This window comes from Xanthomonas sp. CFBP 8151 (assembly GCF_011761885.1).
Classification (GTDB): domain Bacteria; phylum Pseudomonadota; class Gammaproteobacteria; order Xanthomonadales; family Xanthomonadaceae; genus Xanthomonas; species Xanthomonas arboricola_B.
This window is the reverse complement of the sequence record NZ_JAASQZ010000002.1, coordinates 1,227,483-1,244,014: the sequence shown is the minus strand read 5'-3', so window position 1 is coordinate 1,244,014 and position 16,532 is coordinate 1,227,483. Positions and strand designations below refer to the sequence as shown.

The following is a 16,532-nucleotide window of genomic DNA, read 5'->3' as shown; positions in this document are numbered from 1 at the left end:
CAACGCCATTGTCTGCACGCGATGCAAGCCGGCCGCTGCCGGTATCCTTGGCGGTTCGACTTGCCTGGGAGGGCACTGCATGACACGTCATTGGTTGAACAAGACGCTGGCGCTCACGTTGATCTGTACCGCGTGCGGCATGCACGCAACCGCCGCCGAGCCGGCACCACCGGCCCCCGCTTCGGCCCCCGATGGCATCCGGCATGTGCCCGCCTTCGACCTGCCGGTATCGGAATATCTGAGCCCTGCCGCGCATGCGCATATGGCCGCCGGGGTGGCCCGCGTCGATCCGATGGACAAGGCCGACAACGCCACCTTGCTCAAGCAATTGCCGAGTCTCCGCGCCGACACCGAGCGTTGGGCCGCAGGCGTGATTGCGCAGCTGCGCACGCGCTACGCGGTGGAGATCACGCCCGAGACCTGGAACGGCGTGCCGGTGCTGCGGGTGGAGCCGCGCACGCGCACACCCGAGCAGGCCAAGCGCCTGTTGATCGAACTGCATGGCGGTAGCTTCGTGATGGGCAGCCCTGCCTCGTTCGGGTTGATGGAAGCCATTCCGCTGGCGGCGATGACCGGCATGACCGTGGTCGCGGTGGATTACCGGATGGGGCCCGAGCACCATTTCCCGGCTGCCAGCGAGGATGTGGCGGCGGTGTATCGCGCTGCGCTCAAGACCTATGCGCCAGAGCGCATCGGCCTGTTCGGTTGTTCGGCCGGCGGCGTGCTCACCGGTGAATCGCTGGCGTGGTTCGCCAAGGAGCAGTTGCCGATGCCGGCGGCGGCCGGGCTGTTCTGCGCCGCAGGCGATGCGCGCTACCGCGGCGATTCGCGCAGTGTGGTGGCGGCAGTCAACGATGCCTTGTTGCCGGACAAGGCCGGTGCGTTGCCGATCTGGGAAGACCTGTACTACGGCGACAACGTGGACTTCCACGATCCGCTGGTCTCACCGGTGTTTTCCGATGCGGTGCTGCGGCAGTTCCCGCCGACGCTGTTCCTCACCGCCACGCGTGCTGCCGAGCTGAGCAATGCCGCCTATACGCATTCGCGCCTGGTGGACCTGGGCCGCGAATCGGACCTGCATGTCTGGGATGGGTTGGGGCACGCCTTCCACCTCACCAATGCACTGCCGGAGAGCCAGCAGGCGCTGCGGGTGGCGGCGCGTTTCTTCAGCAAGCACCTGGGTCTGCCGCCTCCGCCGCTGGCGGCACCACGCTAACGCCATGCTGACACCGGCTAGGCGCGGTGCTTACATCCTCTCGCCTAGGTTGAGGCCGACTGGCGTTGCACATGCAGCGCCGCTCTAACAAGGAGAATCGAATGAGTCTGCAAATTCCTCAGGGTGCGTTGGTGGTGGTGGCCGATGGCGGCGAAGCGCGCTGGTTCACCAACACCGGTAACGAGGCCAAGGTGGTGCTGCGCCAGCATGCGCGCACCGATGTGCAGAACGTCGACGACGATGGCCCGGCCGGCAAGGCGCCGCAAGATCTCAGCGAGGCGGACATGGACGAAATGACCTTCGCCAAGCAGTTGTCGCATGCCTTGAACGACGGCGCGTTGAAGCACGAGTACACGCATCTGGTGCTGGTGGCCGACCCGACGACGCTGGGCCGGGTGCGTCCGCTGCTGCACAAGGAAACGCAGCAACGCCTGGTTGGCGACCTGGCCAAGGACCTGACCAATCTGCCGCTGGAAGACATTCAGCGCGCACTGTCGTAAGCACAACGGAGCTGTCACACGATGGGGTTTGTTCGCGACTACGCCACCCAGGCGCCCGAACGTAGCGCGGTGGATGCACAGGCCGGTCTGCAGGTGCTGGAGTTCGGCACCGACTGGTGCGGCCATTGCATTGCCGCGCAACCGCTGCTGCAGAAACTGTTGGGTGGCGTTGCAGCGCTCGACTACCGCAAGATCGAAGATGGAAAAGGGCGGCCATTGGGCCGCTCTTTTCGCGTCACGTTGTGGCCGACCATCATCCTGCTGCGCGACGGTGTGGAAGTGGCACGCGCCGTGCGCCCGCAGACGCGCGAAGATCTGCAACCGCTGCTGTTGCAGCTGGGTGAGGCGTTGGTGTAAGCAAGTAACGCCCCTGATCGATGGGGCTTAAATATGGCAGGACATGCGCAGTGCAGCGAAGGCGCGATGCGCGCGCCCGATGCGCCAGATGCCTTGAAACAAGCGGTTTTCCGCGTTGCTCCACCATCGCGGCTGCAGCGATCTGCGCGCTGTAGTACCATAACCGGCTGATCAAGCCCTTGGGCATTGCCCACCCCTTGGTCATCTGTCCCGCAGCGTCGCTGAATCCACGCGGCCGTCCGGGAATGCCTCCGGCGTCATCTTGTGCATGTGCCATTGCCATGCCTGCGTGATGCGCCGTGTCCTGTGCGTTGCCGGGGCGAGCGGGCAGCGATGGCCGCACATGGAGACACAACACATGCACGACACGCGCGCGATTGCCTCGCACTTCGGTTGGTTCAAGCGCCGCCGCCAACTGCAACTGGACGAAGTCACCGTGGTAGATCGCGGCATGTTGCGCAAGGCCGTGGGCGCGGCCGCATTGGGCAATGCGATGGAGTGGTTCGACTTCGGCGTGTACGGCTATCTGGCGGTGACGCTGGGGCAGGTATTCTTCCCGGCCAGCAATCCCACCGCGCAGTTGATCGCCACCTTTGCCACCTTCACCGTCGCCTTCCTGGTGCGGCCGATCGGCGGGCTGGTGTTCGGCCCGCTCGGTGACCGCTACGGGCGACAGAAGGTGCTGGCCGCGACCATGATCCTGATGGCCCTGGGCACCTTCAGCATCGGCCTGATTCCGTCCTACGCCAAGATCGGCCTGTGGGCACCGGCGCTGCTGTTGCTGGCGCGGCTGTTGCAGGGGTTTTCCACCGGCGGCGAGTACGGCGGCGCGGCGACCTTCATCGCCGAATACGCCACCGACCGCAATCGCGGATTGATGGGCAGCTGGCTGGAATTCGGCACCCTGGGCGGCTACATCGCCGGCGCCGCCACGGTGACGGCGCTGCACATGACCGTGACCCAGGCGCAGATGCTTGACTGGGGCTGGCGCGTACCGTTCCTGATTGCCGGCCCGCTGGGGCTGCTGGGCCTGTACATGCGCATGAAGCTGGAGGAAACCCCGGCATTTCGCGCCTATACCGAGCAGTCCGAACAACGCGAACGCGAAACCGCCGCGCAGGGCCTGCTGACGATGCTGCGCCTGCATTGGCCGCAGCTGCTCAAGTGCGTGGGCCTGGTGCTGGTGTTCAACGTCACCGACTACATGCTGCTGACCTACATGCCCAGCTATCTCAGCGTCACCATGGGCTATGCCGAGAGCAAGGGCCTGTTGCTGATCATTCTGGTGATGCTGGTGATGATGCCGCTCAACATCGTCGGCGGCCTGTTCAGCGACAGGCTGGGCCGCCGGCCGATGATCATCGGTGCCTGCATTGCGTTGTTCGCGCTGGCCATCCCCTGCCTGCTGCTGATCGGCAGCGGCCATGACGGCTTGATTTTTGCCGGCCTGATGCTGCTCGGCCTGGCGCTGGTGTGCTTCACCAGTTCGATGCCGTCCACGTTGCCGGCGCTGTTCTACACGCCGGTGCGCTACAGCGCGTTGTCGATCGCCTTCAACGTGTCGGTGTCGTTGTTCGGCGGGACCACGCCGCTGGTGACCGCCTGGTTGGTGGAGCGCAGCGGCGACCCGATGGTGCCGGCGTACTACCTGATGGGCGCGGCGGCGATCGGCCTGGTGACCATGTTGTTTGTGCGCGAAACCGCCGGCCTGCCACTGCGCGGCTCGCCGCCGGCGGTGGCCACCGATGCCGAGGCGCGCGCGTTGCTGCGTGGCGACAGCCCGGTGACGGTGGACGCGCAGTTGCCTGGCAGCCCAGCGCCAGCCATGGGACAGCCGCGCACGGCATAGGCGGACTCCGCGCGAGCGACCGATCCATCACGGGTTCGCCAGTGCGGCCGGCACGCAAAGCCGCGTGGTCTGACGCAGCGGCGGCAACCGTGCACGCCGCGATGGCAATGGGTGCCTGCAGACAGTTGCCGCTAGCGCGGCGCGCGGCCGCCGCTGTCGGGCAGCGCAGGGCTGCGCATATCGGCCGACGGCATGCCTTCGCCGGTTTCCACATAGCGTTTGAGACTGCTGCCCAGGAAGAAGCGCCAGCCGCGGGCGCAGGCTTCCTTGCAGGGCGAGTCGCGGTAGCCGGAGTGTTCGAACTCCACCTGCGTGCCCTGGCTGGTCGGGCGCAGGTCAAAGCGCATCACCGTGCCCTTCCAGGCGTCGGTGTCGAGCATGTTGGAGGCGTGGCAACGCCAGCGCACCAGACGGTAGTCGGCACCGTCGTCGATGCTCAACTCCACCCGCCAGCCTTGCCGGCTCCAGTCCAGCCGCACCCGGTCCTCGACCAGGCTCACCTCGCGCGTCCACCAGCGAGCCAGTTGCCTGGGCTCGGACAACGCGGCACAGACCACCTCCGGCGCGGCCGCAATGACGACGCTGTGGCGGATCTCACGATTCATCTGGTCAGCATTGGCTGCATAGAGCCCGATGATCGCGCATTTTGCCGGCCAATTGCAGAAGGGCGTTTTTTTGCCGGCCGAGTCCGCTCGTCTGGCGCTCACGTGGCGCTGGGTACCATCGGCGCAAGCCCCCCAACGACGAAGAGCAGGCATGACGACGCTTCCGATCCCGGTGATGGACGTTGCCGCGCAACGCGATCTGGCCACCGCGCACGCGCTGTTGGAAAACCCTGGCGTGGCCGCCCAACTGGCCAATGCACTAGGCGCGCCGATCGAGAGCCTGATCACCCGGCGGCTGCCGAAGCTGGTCACCCGCAGCATCGATGGCGTCACCCGTCGCGCGCTGCAGGTGGCGATGAAATCGGCGTTACTGAGCCTGCGCGGCAAGACCGATCTGCAACAGTCTGCGTCTACCGCACGCCACACCCTGGCGGTGGCTCTTGCCGGCGGCGCGGGCGGATTCTTCGGCCTGCCCGGCCTGCTGGTGGAGCTGCCGGTGACCACCACGGTGATGCTGCGCTCCATCGCCGATATCGCCCGTTCCGAAGGCGAATCGCTGCACGATCCGGAAACCGCGCTGGCCTGCCTGGAAGTGCTGGCGCATGGCGGACGCAGTGTCAGCGACGACGGCGCCGAGTCGGGCTACTTCGCGGTGCGCGCGGCGATGGCGCAACAACTCAGCGCTACGGCGCATTACGTCGCAGCGCACGGGTTTGCCAGCAAGGGCGCGCCGGTGCTGGTGTCGCTGGTGTCGCGCGTTGCGGCCAGGTTCTCGGTCAATGTCGGCGAAAAACTCGCCGTGCAGGCGGTGCCGCTGGTCGGTGCGGTCAGCGGCGCAACGCTCAATACCGTGTTCATGCGCCACTTCCAGGCGATGGCGCGCGGTCACTTCATCGTGCGCCGGCTGGAGCGACGTTATGGCGAGGATGCGGTGCGACGCGCGTATGAGGCATTGACAAGCTGACTGGTGAAAGCACCGGACCAGCAAGGATGGGGACAGATCCTTGCGGTCCGGAGCCGCTATCGGTTGACGCGCAGGTTCTTGCCTGAATTCACAGAGGTTGCGGTGTACAGAGTGCGCGCGCACTCGCCGAACCGATAAACTGATTGTTGGCGTCGCTCACCATGACATTGGCGGTGATGAAGGTATTGCCACGTGGGCAATAAAAATTGCAATCCTCGCTATTGGTGCAATTTCTGGGGAAGATGGCGCCAGCAGTATTGTTGAATGTCCATGCATATTTGAATGGCGCTGGTGATCCTGGGCTGTCTACGCCAGCCCAGCAATAATCACTGCCTGTGCAGTCGAGTATTACAGTCGAAGCTTGTGCATTTGCAGTGGGTGCGGCAGCAAAACTCGCAGCAATCGCTAGCAAGCTCGTGGTCAAAAAAGCAACGGCCTTGTTCATGCAGATCTCCTCCGGAGTATGTCCCCGCGTCATCATGCACAAACGATAGCGAGGCATTTGGGATGGGTATCGCTAAATCGATGGGCATGCGCCTGCGTGAAAACCACCGATGAGCGCATGAGCTCGTTGGATGTTTTGCATCCATAATGCAGAGACGTCCTGACGTTTCTCTTGATATTCCTTATGACCAAGCCGTTCTCACCTGCATCCGCACGCAACCGCGATCCGATCCTGGAGGTGTTGCAACGGCACTTTGCCGACCGCCGCAATGTGCTGGAAATCGGCGCCGGGACCGGGCAGCACGCGGTGCATTTTGCGGCGGCGATGCCGTGGTTGCGCTGGCAGGCCAGCGATCATGCCGACCATCTGCCGGGGATGACGCAGTGGCTGGACGCGGCGGCATTGCCGAATACGCCGCCACCGATTGCATTGCAGGCGGTGCTGACGCCGACACCGGGTTTGGCACCCGCTCCACCATTGCCGCCTGTGCAGGCAGGCGCGCCTGCCGGCTATGACGCTGTCTATAGCGCCAATACCTTGCACATCATGGGCTGGCCGCAGGTGCAGGCGTTGTTTGCGGGGCTGCCGGCAGTGATGGCAGCGGATGCGCTGCTGGTGGTGTACGGGCCGTTCAACCGCGATGGTCAATTCACCAGCCAGAGCAATCGCGCGTTCGATGCGATGTTGCGCGTGCGCGATACCGCATCGGGCATTCGCGATGCCGAAGCGGTGGATGCACTGGCGGCGTCGGTGGGCTTGCAGTTGATCGACGACGTGGCGTTGCCGGCGAACAACTGTTGCCGGGTGTGGTCGCGCCAGTCGCGTTGAGGTGTGTCGCCGATGGTCTGCCGATGTTGCAGCACCGCTGTTTCCCAACTCAATGCATTTCAAGTACGACTGTCTGAAAGCAGCACCGCACGCGATCTTGCGCTGATGTGGCCATGCACTGCCGCAGTCAGCGCCTGCGTCGTTCCAGCCACCACAGTGCTGCGGCCAGCGTGAGCCAGGCCAGCAGCCAGGGCCAGCGGGTGCCGGGCTGCGGTGTTGGCGCGTGGAGGGTCGCGGGCGTGTCGATGGCAGCCATGGCAACGGTGGCGTCGCGGGTTTGCTGGGTACGCAGCGCGGGGGCGTCGCCCGGCGCGCGGACATAGAGCCAGCGGTGTTCGGTGCCGGTCTGCAGACGATGCCAGCCGGCGGTGGTCGGCCAGTAGGCGGCGCAGGCCCGGGCGCCGCTGGCCGGATCGATCAGCAGCGCTTGGGGCGTACCGGCAGGGCCGGTGACGCCTGCGTCCACGGCGGCGCCGCATAACGTCATGCGGTGTTGCGACCAACCCGTCTGCACTGCAGCGGGCGCGCTGCCGCCTGCGCGGGCGACTGCGCTAAACAGCTGCGCCCACAGCGCGGCATGCAGGTCGCCGCGGCCGGCCAGGACCAGGGCAAAGCTGTCTTCGATCAGGCCGATGCCGATGCGGCCGCGGCCTTGCGGCCGCCACCAGCCCAACGCGCTGCCGTCGTCTGCGCGTGCGGCGATCACGGCATCGGCCTGTTGCGGCTGCAGGGTGCGGCGTTGCAGGGGCGGCAGTGGCGTGGCGTCGGCCGGCGCTGCGGCTGGGTCGATGGCGCCGGGCGATGCCAGCGCCCGCGGCGCGGGGACCGCGATGCCGGTGCTGCCGCCTGTCACGGCCAGGCCCAACTCGCCAAGCGCGGCGCGGGCGGCAGCATCCAGGGGGCCGTCGGTGCGCACCAGCACGCCCAGGCCACGGCCGATCGCAGCGCGCACGCCCTGGCGCTGCGCGTTGCCCAGGGCGACCAGGCGGCGCTGGTCGATGACCAGCAGGTCCAGCGTGTCCAGGCTGGCGGCATCCAGCGCGATGCCCTCGCCCAGTTGCATGCCCGGGCCGACGGCGATCTGGCTGCGCACCTGCATGCCGGCATCGCTGGCCCAGCGGCGCAGGTATTTCAGTTCCGGCTGCGGTGCGCCGGCCAGCAACAGCACGCGCGCGGAGGGCACTGCGGCGATCAGCACCGGCACCTGTACCCGGCTATGTTCGGTGCCTGCGGCATCGCGCAGGCGCAGCGCGAACAGCACCTGCCCCGGTGCGCGCGCCAGGCCACGCAGCTGTACCTGGCCGGCCGCATCGGCGGTGGCGGTGTCGACCACCTGCCCGGCGGGGTCCAGCAACTCCACCCGCGCGCCCGGCAGGCCCTGCACGCGCGCGCTGATGGCGATGCGTTCGCCGGGTGCGGCCGGTGGCGGCGTGGAGACGGCGACCAGACCGGTCGGCGCCGGAGCCAGCGCCAGCCGCACAGGGACGCGCAGGCCGTCGCGGTCGCGCGCCGGCAGGCCGCTGCCATGCACGACCAGGGCGGTGGTGCCGGGCGCGCGCCGCAACGCGGTGGCCAGGTCCGGTACGCGTGCCACGCCGGGCAAGGCGGGCGCCTCGGGCAAGGCGACCCACGGCGCAGCAGTCGGGCGAACCTGGTCTGCCTGGGTGCCTGCGCTGGCGACATGCAGTTCGCTCGCGCTGCCGGCACGCGGCGGCGGCAGCAGCACCGGGTAGAGCAGGCCGGCCAGGAGCGGTTGGGCTGCGAGCAACAGCCACAGCCGGGCGCGCGTGCGTGGTTGCCGTGCATGTGCGCGCAGCAGCCGGAACCAGCTCACCATCACCAGCAGCAGCAAGGCACTGCCGACCAGCCAGGGCAGCGCGAGCGTCATGCCGGCGGCTCCGCTTGCGTGCATCCAGCCCGCCGTGGCCCCAGGCGCCGGGTTGCCGCGCGCGCGTGCAGCAGGCGCAAGCTGCCGCGTGCGGTCAACCGGGGCGGTGGCAGCATCATGGTTGCGGCTCCTGGCGCAGGGCATCCAGATAGCGCTGGCCGCGCGCGTCGGCAGGAGCGCGTCGGTGCAGCGGGGCCGGCGGGGCGACCAGCGTGCGCCAGACCTGGGCGCGCAGCTGGGCGCGGCAGCTGGCGCAAGCGGGTTCGGCGCGCAGGGTTTCCACCGCCGCGGCCAGGCCCAGCGGATCCTGCAGGCGCTCCTGATGGGTCTGCAGCCACTGCGCGTAACGGGCCAGGGTGGCGTCGGGTACCGGGGCCTGCTCGCCGAGGGCGTCCCACAGCTGCAGGGCGGACGGGTCCGGGTCCGGGCGGCTGTCCAGGCCGGCGGCACGGTCGCCCAGGCCGGCGCGGTCGCCGCTCAGGCGGCGGCCGGGGTCGATCGGCGGCAACTGCGTGCCGACCCGCGCCAGGTAGATGCGTTCGGCCTGCTGCACCTGCTTGATGAAGCCCAGCGCCTTGTTGGCAAACGGCAAGGCACGCTCCGGGTGGCCCTGGCGCAGCTCGCCCTCGGACTGCCACATCTGGTCCAGCGCGGCGCGCAGCAGCGCGCGGGTCTGCGGGTCGAGCAGGGTGGCGGCTTCGGCATGGTCGTGGGTGTGCCCGAACTCGGACAGCACGTCCTGCGCCTGGCCGAAGCCGCCGCGCTCCGGCGCCCCGTCGCCATGCGCATGGTCGTGGTCGTCCAGCGCGGCAGCGCCGGCCTCGGCGGCGTGCTCGTGCGCATCGTGCCCGTGTCCGTCCCGGGCGGGCGCGGGCGCCGCAGGCGTTGCCGGCGCATCCGCGGTGGGCATGTCGGCAGTGGGCAAATCGTTGGCTGGGGCGTCGCTGGTTGGCGCTTCGTCGGCGGTCGGCGGGCCCTTGGGCGCGCCTTCGCTCTCTTCGCCCAGGAACTGGCCGTAGCGCAGCCGCAGCAGGCGCTGGTCCACGCCGATGGCGTCGGCGCGCTTGAGGTAGGTGGCCGCCTCCAGGCGCGGCTTTTCCTTCAGCAGCGCCTGCGCGTCGATGATGATCTGGCGCTGGCTGCGGAAGTAGGCCGGCAAGGTCTGCTTGACGCTGGCTTCCAGGCCGGCGGCCATGGTCTGCTCCGGCGGTGGCCAGCGCAGGATCACGCTGGCGCTGCGGCCTTCCTGCGGGCCGGGCTGGCGGGTGTCGTGCACGATGAGCTGGGCGATCAGGTCGTCGCCGGCGGCCATGCCCAGCGCCTGCGGCTGCAGCGTGGTGGAAAAGCCGCGCTGCCGGGCCGGGCCGCTGCCGTTGAGCGTGCGGCGCTGGGTCGTGAAGGTGATGTTCTCGCCGCTGCCCTGGGCCAGGGTCAGGCGCAGCTCGGCGCCGGCGGCGACCGCGTAGTCGTCGCTGGCCTCGAAGCGCAGCGTCCAGCCGCGATTGCCCGTCTGGGACGGCGTCCACAGCACCAGGCTCTGTTCGGGCGTCAGCACGCGCACCTGCGGCGGGCGGTCTGGCAGCACGTCGAGGCGGTGCAGCTGGCGGTCGACCGGCGCGCCGTCGATGAGGATGCGGTACAGGGTGGCGCGCTCGGCGACCCACTGGCCCTGCCATCGATCGGTCTTGCCTTGCCGGGCCAGCGCAACGCTGCGGCCGTCGCTGAGCCGCAGCGCCACGCTGCGCGGGGCCGGGTTGACCTGCAGCTGCCAGTCCAGCCGGGTGCCGGTCGGCACGCGCGCATCCAGCCCGGGCAGGCGTGCGGGCGGCAGGCCGGTGTAGGCGGGCGGGGTGCTGTGCAGCCGCGCCTGACCCAGCGTGGGGGCGCCGGTGCCGGCACGGGCGGCGGCGATCCGGTCGTTGGCTGCGGTGGGCAGGTAGGCGGGGTGCGGCCACAGCAGCACCGCAATGCAGGCGAGCAGGCCGGGCAGGCCGCATGCCCAGGCGCGCCGCCGCGGCCAGGCCGGGCGCAGATCGCGCGGGGTGCTGCGCAGGCGCTGTTCCAGGCGCCGGCGTTGCAGGCCCTGCAACGGGCCGAGCTGCCCGGCCGGGGCAAACAGCAGGTCGCTGCTGTCTTCCAGATCCGCGTCGCGATCCAGCCGGCGGATCAGCCAGGCCTGGTCCAGCCGGCGGGCCGCCAGCAGCGCCACGCCGATCAGCACCAGCAGGCCCAGGAGCAGCAACGGCAGGATCGCCGGCTGCGCACCGGCGCGCCACGCCAGCAGCGCCGGCAGCACCGCCAGCGGCAGCCCGCACAGCAGCACGCCTGCGGCCTGCCGTCGCCGCGAGGCCTGCCAGGCGTGGCGCAGGGCCGGCGTGCTCATGCCGCGCTGCTCCGGCGGGGCGCGGTGGCCAGCCAGCGTTCGAGCGCAAACAGCAGCAGCACCAGGCCGATCAGCCAGGGCGCCAGCGGCCAGGGGGCGCTGGCCAGGCGGATGGCGGGGCCGCGCTGCGGCTGCTGGGTCTGCGCCAGCGCGCGCTGTGGTGCGGGTGTCGACTGCAGGGCGTCGTGCAGGCGGGTGGGGAAATCGGCGTCCAGCAGCGCCGGCAGCCGCTGCGGCTGCAACGGCGCGGCCCAGCGCAGCAGGCGGCCGCGGCCAACCGTTGCGGCATCGATCAGCGCGGCGCCGTGTGCGTCCTGCAGCAGCGCTTGCAGCGGGCCAGCCAGTGCGGGCGGGGCCGGGGTCTGCGCATCGAGCAGCAGCTGCCCGCCGGCCGCGACCCAGGCGATGACCGGCGCCGGCGGTGGGCGCTGCGACTGCCATGCCACCACCGTGCCGGCTGGCCAGCGCGCCGGTTCGGCCGCGCTGGGGGCGCTCACCGGAAGCGCGCCGGGCAGTGCCCAGGCGGCATGCACGGCGCGCAGATAGCGCAGGGCCGGGTCGGCGGGGGCGTCGGCGATTGCCTGCAGCCGCAACGGTGGGATGGGCGCCACGGCGGCCGCCGGCGACTGGCCGGGCAGCACCTGCCAGCGCACCTCGCGCGACAGCTGCAGGCGTTGCGCATCCAGCGGCCCCCACTGGCTGGGCACGATCACGCTCAGCGCGGTCTCCGGCGGCAGGCTGGCATCGAGTTCGCGCAGCAGGCTGCCGACCGGCGGCGCGGTGCCGGCGGGCGTGGCGGGTGGGTGTACCGCATCGGCAGCGATCGCCGGGAAGCCTGGGGCCAGCCACACCCACTGCGCGTTGGCCGCGTGGCCGAGCGCCCGGGCCGCGGCCAGATCCACGCCGGGGCTGACCACGACGCGCGGGCGTGCCTGCTGGTGGTCGCGCAAGGCCGGCTCGGCCAGCAGCAGCGCGACTGCGGCAAGCAGCAGCAGGCGCACCAGCAGCAGCGGCCATTCGTCGAAACGCAGCCGATGCCGGGGCCGCGGCTGCGCACGCAGCCAGCGCAGTGCGGCAAAGTCGGTGGGCCGGTGTTCGCTGCGTCGGGCCAGATGGATCAGCAACGGCAGCAGCAACGCGGCCAATGCGGCCAGGCCGGCGGGGAACAGCAGGAGCAGGTTCACTGCTGCGCTCCCTCAGTTGCGGCGCTGGCGCCGGTGTGCCGGCTCATCGCCGCGCACCGTGTGCAAACAGCTCGCGCAATGCCGCATCCGGTGGCGCATCCAGATAATGCAGCGCGTGCGCAATGCCGGCCGCCTGCCAGCGTGCCTGCAGCGCGCGCTGGGCAGCGCCGAAGCGTTGCAGATACGCAGCGCGCATCGCGGCGCCGTCGCCGAGCAGTTCTTCGCCGGTTTCCGGGTCGCGGAAGCGGTGCCCGCCGTTGAAGGGGAAATCGCGCTCGTCGCAGGTCAGCACCTGCAGCTGCATCACTTCGCGGCGTGCGGCGGCGAGTTTTTCCAGCGCGCCGAGCAGGTCCTGGTCGAAGCCGTCGCCGATCGACAGCACCAGCGCGTGTGCGGCGATGCGTTCCCACAGTGGACGCAACGCGTCCATGCCCGGCCAGCGGCCACCGGCGCGCAGCCCGTGCAGGGCCAGCCAGAGCCGGTCGCGCTGGCGCGGCCCGCCCCCGGCCGGCACGGCCACCAGGCCATTGCCATGCACCGCGAACAAGCCGACCTGGTCGCCTTGCTGCAGCGCGACCTCGGTGGCGCACGCGGCCAGGGTCGCCATCGCCTGCAGGCGCGTGACCTGCGGGCGCGCCTGGTCGGCCTGGCCGGCGGAGGCGGTGGCATCGAGCAACAACCACAGCGTCAGCGGGCTTTCGCGCTCGGCCTCGCGCACGAAGAAACGGTCTGAACGGGCGTAGAGCTTCCAGTCGATCTGGCGCAAGGCATCGCCGGGTTCGTAGGCGCGGTACTGCGAGAATTCCAGCCCGGCGCCGCGGCTGCGGCTGGCGTGCTGGCCGATCCCCTGTGCGCCCTGCGCCTGCCGCGCACGCAGCTGCAGGCCGCGCAGGCGGCTGCGCAGCTCGGCAGGAATCAGTGCCGGCACGTCCATGCTCACGCCGCAACGCGCCTCACGCGGGGAATGGCACGGCGCGCAGCAGCGCGGCGACCACATGGTCGGCGCTGCGTTGTTCGGCCTCGGCGGCGAACGACAGCAACAGGCGATGGCGCATCACCGGCGCGGCCAGCGCGATCACATCCTCGCGGGTGGCGGCAAAGCGACCATGCAGCAGCGCACGCGCCTTGGCCGCCAGCACCAGCGACTGCCCGGCACGCGGGCCGGCGCCCCATTTGATCCACTGGCGCACGTCCTCGCTGGCCTGCGGGCCGGGGCGGCTGGCCCGCACCAGGCGATTGATCCAGGTCAGCAGATCCGCGCCCACGTGCACGTGCCGCACCTGTTGCTGCAGCGCCAGCACGCTGTCGGCGTCCATCACCCTGGGCACCCGCGCGCTGCCGGTGCCGGTGGTCTGGCTCAGGATGTCGCGCTCTTCCTGCTCGCTGGGATAATCCACCCGCACATGCAGCAGGAAGCGGTCCAGCTGCGCCTCCGGCAACGGATAGGTGCCGGCCTGTTCGATCGGGTTCTGCGTGGCCAGCACGAAGAACGGCGCCGGCAACGCATAGGTGGTGCCGGCATAACTCACCGTGCGCTCGCTCATCGCCTCCAGCAGCGCGGCCTGGGTCTTGGGCGGGGTGCGATTGAGCTCGTCGGCCAGCAGCAGGTTGGTGAAGATCGGGCCCTGCTGGAACCGGAACTGCCGATGCCCGGTGCCGTGATCTTCCTCCAGCAGCTCGGTGCCGAGAATGTCGCTGGGCATCAGGTCGGGGGTGAACTGCACGCGGCGGAACTGCAGCTCCAGCGCCTGCCCCAGCGAGCGCACCAGCAGCGTCTTGCCCAGGCCGGGCGCGCCTTCCAGCAGGCAGTGGCCGCCGGCGAGCAGGCCGATCAGCAGTTGCTCCACCACCGCGTCCTGGCCCACCACCGCCTGCGCCAGGGCCGCACGCAACGCGCCGAGTTGGGAGAGTTGCCGGGTGAGGATGTCGTCGTCGGGGGAAGTCATGGGGGAAGTCTCGTTATGTGGCTGCTGGCGTAGGAGCGCGCTGGCGCGACCCGTTTACCGGTCGATCTTCGTTGCGTAACGGCGGCGTTGGATGTCGTGCTGTCGGTCCGCAGTGCCCGCAAACCATTACGCGATTTCCATAGGAGCGCGCTTGCGCGCGATGCGGCGTTACCGGTACGGCATCGCGCGCAGGCGCGCTCCTACGGGGCGATCTCAATTGGTCAATGCATACATCACGATGTTCACTGCGAACTTGGTGTTGTCTTCGGCCAGGAAGCGTTTGTTGCGCCAGTCGTAATCCCATTCGCAGCCGTAATCCTTGTTGCTGTACAACACGCCGAGCCGGCCGTCGATGCTGATGCCCCTGAGATAATCGTGCACCAGGTCGTCGCCCCAGCCATTGAGCTCGAAACTGGTGGCCGGCGGGCCGTCGGGGAATTTGAAGAATGCGCTGTAGAGACGATGGTTGCTGGGCAGTTTCTGCAGCGCGGTCTTGCCGAAGATGGATGTCATCTGCGCCTCGAACGAGGTGGCGAACAGGCCGTCGATATCGTGGTTGCAATCGTCCACGAACACGAAGCCGCCATTGCGCACATAGCGCTCGAAGTTGCGCCGTTCGGCGGGATTGAACTCCACCAGCTTGTGCCCGGACAGATAGCAGAACGGCGCCTGCAACATGCGCGGATCGGCCAGATCCAGCACATGTTCCTGCGGGTCCACGCGCAGTTGGGTGTAGTCGATCAGCGAGGTGATCAGGTTGGACGGCATGCGCGCATCCACATCCCAATCGCCCGAGTCGTACCGCAGCCGGGTAAACCAGAAATCGTAGTTGCCCGCAGCGCGCGCGCGCCGCGGTAACGCCAACGCAGCGACGCTACCGAGCAGCAATCCAAGGAAATGACGGCGCGTCGCGGGCGCCGCCAGGGCGTGTAGACCGGGAACGGGATGTGCGGGAAAACCATCGGACCGCGAAGAGCTTGCTCCGCTCTCCCATTCCCGATTCCCCACTCCCGATTCCCGGCTCTCAGTCACACCGCATCCGACAACGAGGTAAACGTAAAATCGCGCAGCCGCATCGGCGGAATCATCATCACGTAGCTAGATTCATCGCCAGCCACGCGCACCGGCCTGCCCAGCTCGTCGATATTGTTGAGCATGATGATCGGCGATTCGTTGAAGCGGAAATTCTTCACCGGGTACTTGATCTGCCCGTTCTCGATGTAGAAGGTGCCGTCGCGGGTCAGCCCGGTCAGCAGCACGGTCTGCGGGTCGACCATGCGGATGTACCAAGTGCGCGTGACCAGGATGCCCTTCTCGGTGCCGCGCACCAGCTCGGCGATGTTCTTGTCGCCGCCGGCCATCAGCAGGTTGCCCGGCTCGCCGACCGCGCGCTTGCCGTTCTTCTGCGCCCAGAACCGCGAATACTGCAGGTTGGCGATCTTGCCGTTCTCCACGATCGGCATCTTCTCGCGCGGCAGGCCTTCCTCGTCCCACGGCAGCACGGCGGCACGCGCATCCCACGGGTCGGCGGTGATGTTCACGCGCGGGTCGTAGACCTGCTCGCCCAGCTTGTTGCCGCCGCCCTTCTTGGACAGGAAGCTGCGGCCCTCGTCGGCCATGCGCGCATCGAAGTAGCGCATCATGAAAGAAATCAGGCCTGCCGCCGCTGCCGGCTCCAGGATCACCGTGTACTTGCCCGGTTCCAGCGCCTTGGCTGCGGACGAATCGCTGGCCTTGCGCATGGCGATGCGGATGTCCTGCTCGGCCTTGAAGTCGGCGGCATCCTTGAGGTTGCGCCCCACCCAGCCCGAGCCGCGGCCGTCTTCGGTGCGCACGGTGCAGGTGTAGTCGAACCGCGCGCCACGCTGGTAGCCGAAGTTGCCCTTGCTGTTGGCGAACGCGGTAAAGCTCTGGCCATCTTCCAGAAAGCCGGCCGCGATCAATCCCTTGCCCTTGCACGGGGCGATCGAATCGGCGGCCACCTGCGCGCGGAACGCCGGGTCGATGGCGGCGGTGGATTCGCTGAAGGTGGGGCTGGGCCTGTAGGTCTGCTTGTCCACCGCCGGCATGAATTCCGGGTTTTCCGGTGCCAGCCGCGCCAGGTCTTCGGCACGCCGCACCACCCGCTCCAGCGCGGCGTCGTCGAACTCGTTGATGGTGGCGATGCCCACGCGCTTGCCGAACGCCACCTGCACCTGCAGGTCGGTGTTGTCGACAATGCCGCTGGTGGACACGTTGTTGAGTGCGAAACGGATATTGCCGTCGATCGAGCCGCTGAGCGTGGCGGTGCACTCGTCGGCCTTGGACAGCTTGATGACCTTGTCCAGAATGGCCTTGGCCTGCGCTTCGGTAAGGATGCTCATGTGG

15 protein-coding genes are annotated in these 16,532 nt (G+C 68.9%); 6 read left to right on the top strand and 9 right to left on the bottom strand.

Features of this window, described 5'->3' with window-relative positions:
* Positions 1–79 precede the first annotated feature (79 nt).
* The 4 genes from FHT08_RS13325 to proP all read left to right on the top strand — a co-directional run bounded on the left by FHT08_RS13325 (position 80) and on the right by proP (position 3,922).
* Positions 80–1,216 carry an alpha/beta hydrolase gene (locus FHT08_RS13325; protein WP_166775333.1) on the top strand — a complete coding sequence of 379 codons (1,137 nt, stop codon included), beginning with the start codon at positions 80–82 and terminating at the stop codon, positions 1,214–1,216.
* A 101-nt stretch (positions 1,217–1,317) separates the two neighbouring features.
* Positions 1,318–1,716, top strand: a complete 399-nt coding sequence (locus FHT08_RS13320) for a host attachment family protein (RefSeq protein ID WP_104536642.1) — start codon at positions 1,318–1,320, stop codon at positions 1,714–1,716.
* A 21-nt stretch (positions 1,717–1,737) separates the two neighbouring features.
* On the top strand, positions 1,738–2,073 hold the full coding sequence (locus FHT08_RS13315) for a thioredoxin family protein (protein WP_166775332.1): 336 nt from the start codon (positions 1,738–1,740) through the stop codon (positions 2,071–2,073).
* Positions 2,074–2,431: 358 nt separating this feature from the next.
* Positions 2,432–3,922, top strand: a complete 1,491-nt coding sequence (gene proP, locus FHT08_RS13310) for a glycine betaine/L-proline transporter ProP (protein WP_104536644.1) — start codon at positions 2,432–2,434, stop codon at positions 3,920–3,922.
* Positions 3,923–4,053: 131 nt separating this feature from the next.
* On the opposite strand, the gene FHT08_RS13305 is transcribed toward proP, so the two are convergent.
* On the bottom strand, positions 4,054–4,527 hold the full coding sequence (locus FHT08_RS13305; RefSeq protein ID WP_104536645.1) for an SRPBCC domain-containing protein: 474 nt from the start codon (positions 4,525–4,527) through the stop codon (positions 4,054–4,056).
* A gap of 175 nt (positions 4,528–4,702) precedes the next feature.
* Here FHT08_RS13305 and FHT08_RS13300 point away from each other — a divergent pair, with 175 nt between their 5' ends.
* Entirely contained in the window at positions 4,703–5,491 is a 789-nt protein-coding gene (locus FHT08_RS13300) for an EcsC family protein (RefSeq protein ID WP_166775482.1), read from the top strand.
* Between the two features lie 88 nt (positions 5,492–5,579).
* On the opposite strand, the gene FHT08_RS13295 is transcribed toward FHT08_RS13300, so the two are convergent.
* Positions 5,580–5,936 (bottom strand): hypothetical protein, encoded by a 357-nt coding sequence (locus FHT08_RS13295; RefSeq protein WP_146096275.1) that lies wholly within the window; start codon positions 5,934–5,936, stop codon positions 5,580–5,582.
* A 183-nt stretch (positions 5,937–6,119) separates the two neighbouring features.
* Between FHT08_RS13295 and FHT08_RS13290 the strand changes: the two genes are divergently transcribed.
* The gene (locus FHT08_RS13290; RefSeq protein ID WP_104536647.1) at positions 6,120–6,764 is read left to right on the top strand and encodes a DUF938 domain-containing protein; all 645 of its coding nucleotides are present in this window, start codon (positions 6,120–6,122) and stop codon (positions 6,762–6,764) included.
* Positions 6,765–6,891: 127 nt separating this feature from the next.
* On the opposite strand, the gene FHT08_RS13285 is transcribed toward FHT08_RS13290, so the two are convergent.
* From FHT08_RS13285 to FHT08_RS13255, 7 genes are all read right to left on the bottom strand, one after another.
* Entirely contained in the window at positions 6,892–8,652 is a 1,761-nt protein-coding gene (locus tag FHT08_RS13285; protein ID WP_166775331.1) for a carboxypeptidase regulatory-like domain-containing protein, read from the bottom strand.
* 115 nt (positions 8,653–8,767) lie between these two features.
* Positions 8,768–11,035: a DUF4175 domain-containing protein gene (locus FHT08_RS13280; RefSeq protein ID WP_166775330.1), complete on the bottom strand. Its 2,268-nt coding sequence runs from the start codon at positions 11,033–11,035 to the stop codon at positions 8,768–8,770.
* A complete protein-coding gene (locus FHT08_RS13275; RefSeq protein WP_104607535.1) occupies positions 11,032–12,219 on the bottom strand; it encodes a BatA domain-containing protein in 1,188 nt (395 codons plus the stop codon). Before FHT08_RS13275 ends, FHT08_RS13280 begins: the two co-directional genes overlap by 4 nt.
* 43 nt (positions 12,220–12,262) lie before the next feature.
* Positions 12,263–13,159, bottom strand: a complete 897-nt coding sequence (locus FHT08_RS13270; RefSeq protein WP_166775329.1) for a DUF58 domain-containing protein — start codon at positions 13,157–13,159, stop codon at positions 12,263–12,265.
* 13 nt (positions 13,160–13,172) lie between these two features.
* Complete coding sequence (locus FHT08_RS13265) at positions 13,173–14,165, bottom strand: MoxR family ATPase (protein ID WP_166775328.1); 993 nt, start codon at positions 14,163–14,165, stop codon at positions 13,173–13,175.
* Positions 14,166–14,378: 213 nt separating this feature from the next.
* Positions 14,379–15,197, bottom strand: coding sequence for a DUF4159 domain-containing protein (locus FHT08_RS13260; protein WP_104536653.1), 819 nt, complete (start codon positions 15,195–15,197; stop codon positions 14,379–14,381).
* A complete protein-coding gene (locus FHT08_RS13255) occupies positions 15,194–16,528 on the bottom strand; it encodes a TldD/PmbA family protein (RefSeq protein ID WP_166775327.1) in 1,335 nt (444 codons plus the stop codon). The genes FHT08_RS13260 and FHT08_RS13255 overlap by 4 nt, the downstream gene beginning before the upstream one ends.
* Positions 16,529–16,532: the final 4 nt, after the last annotated feature.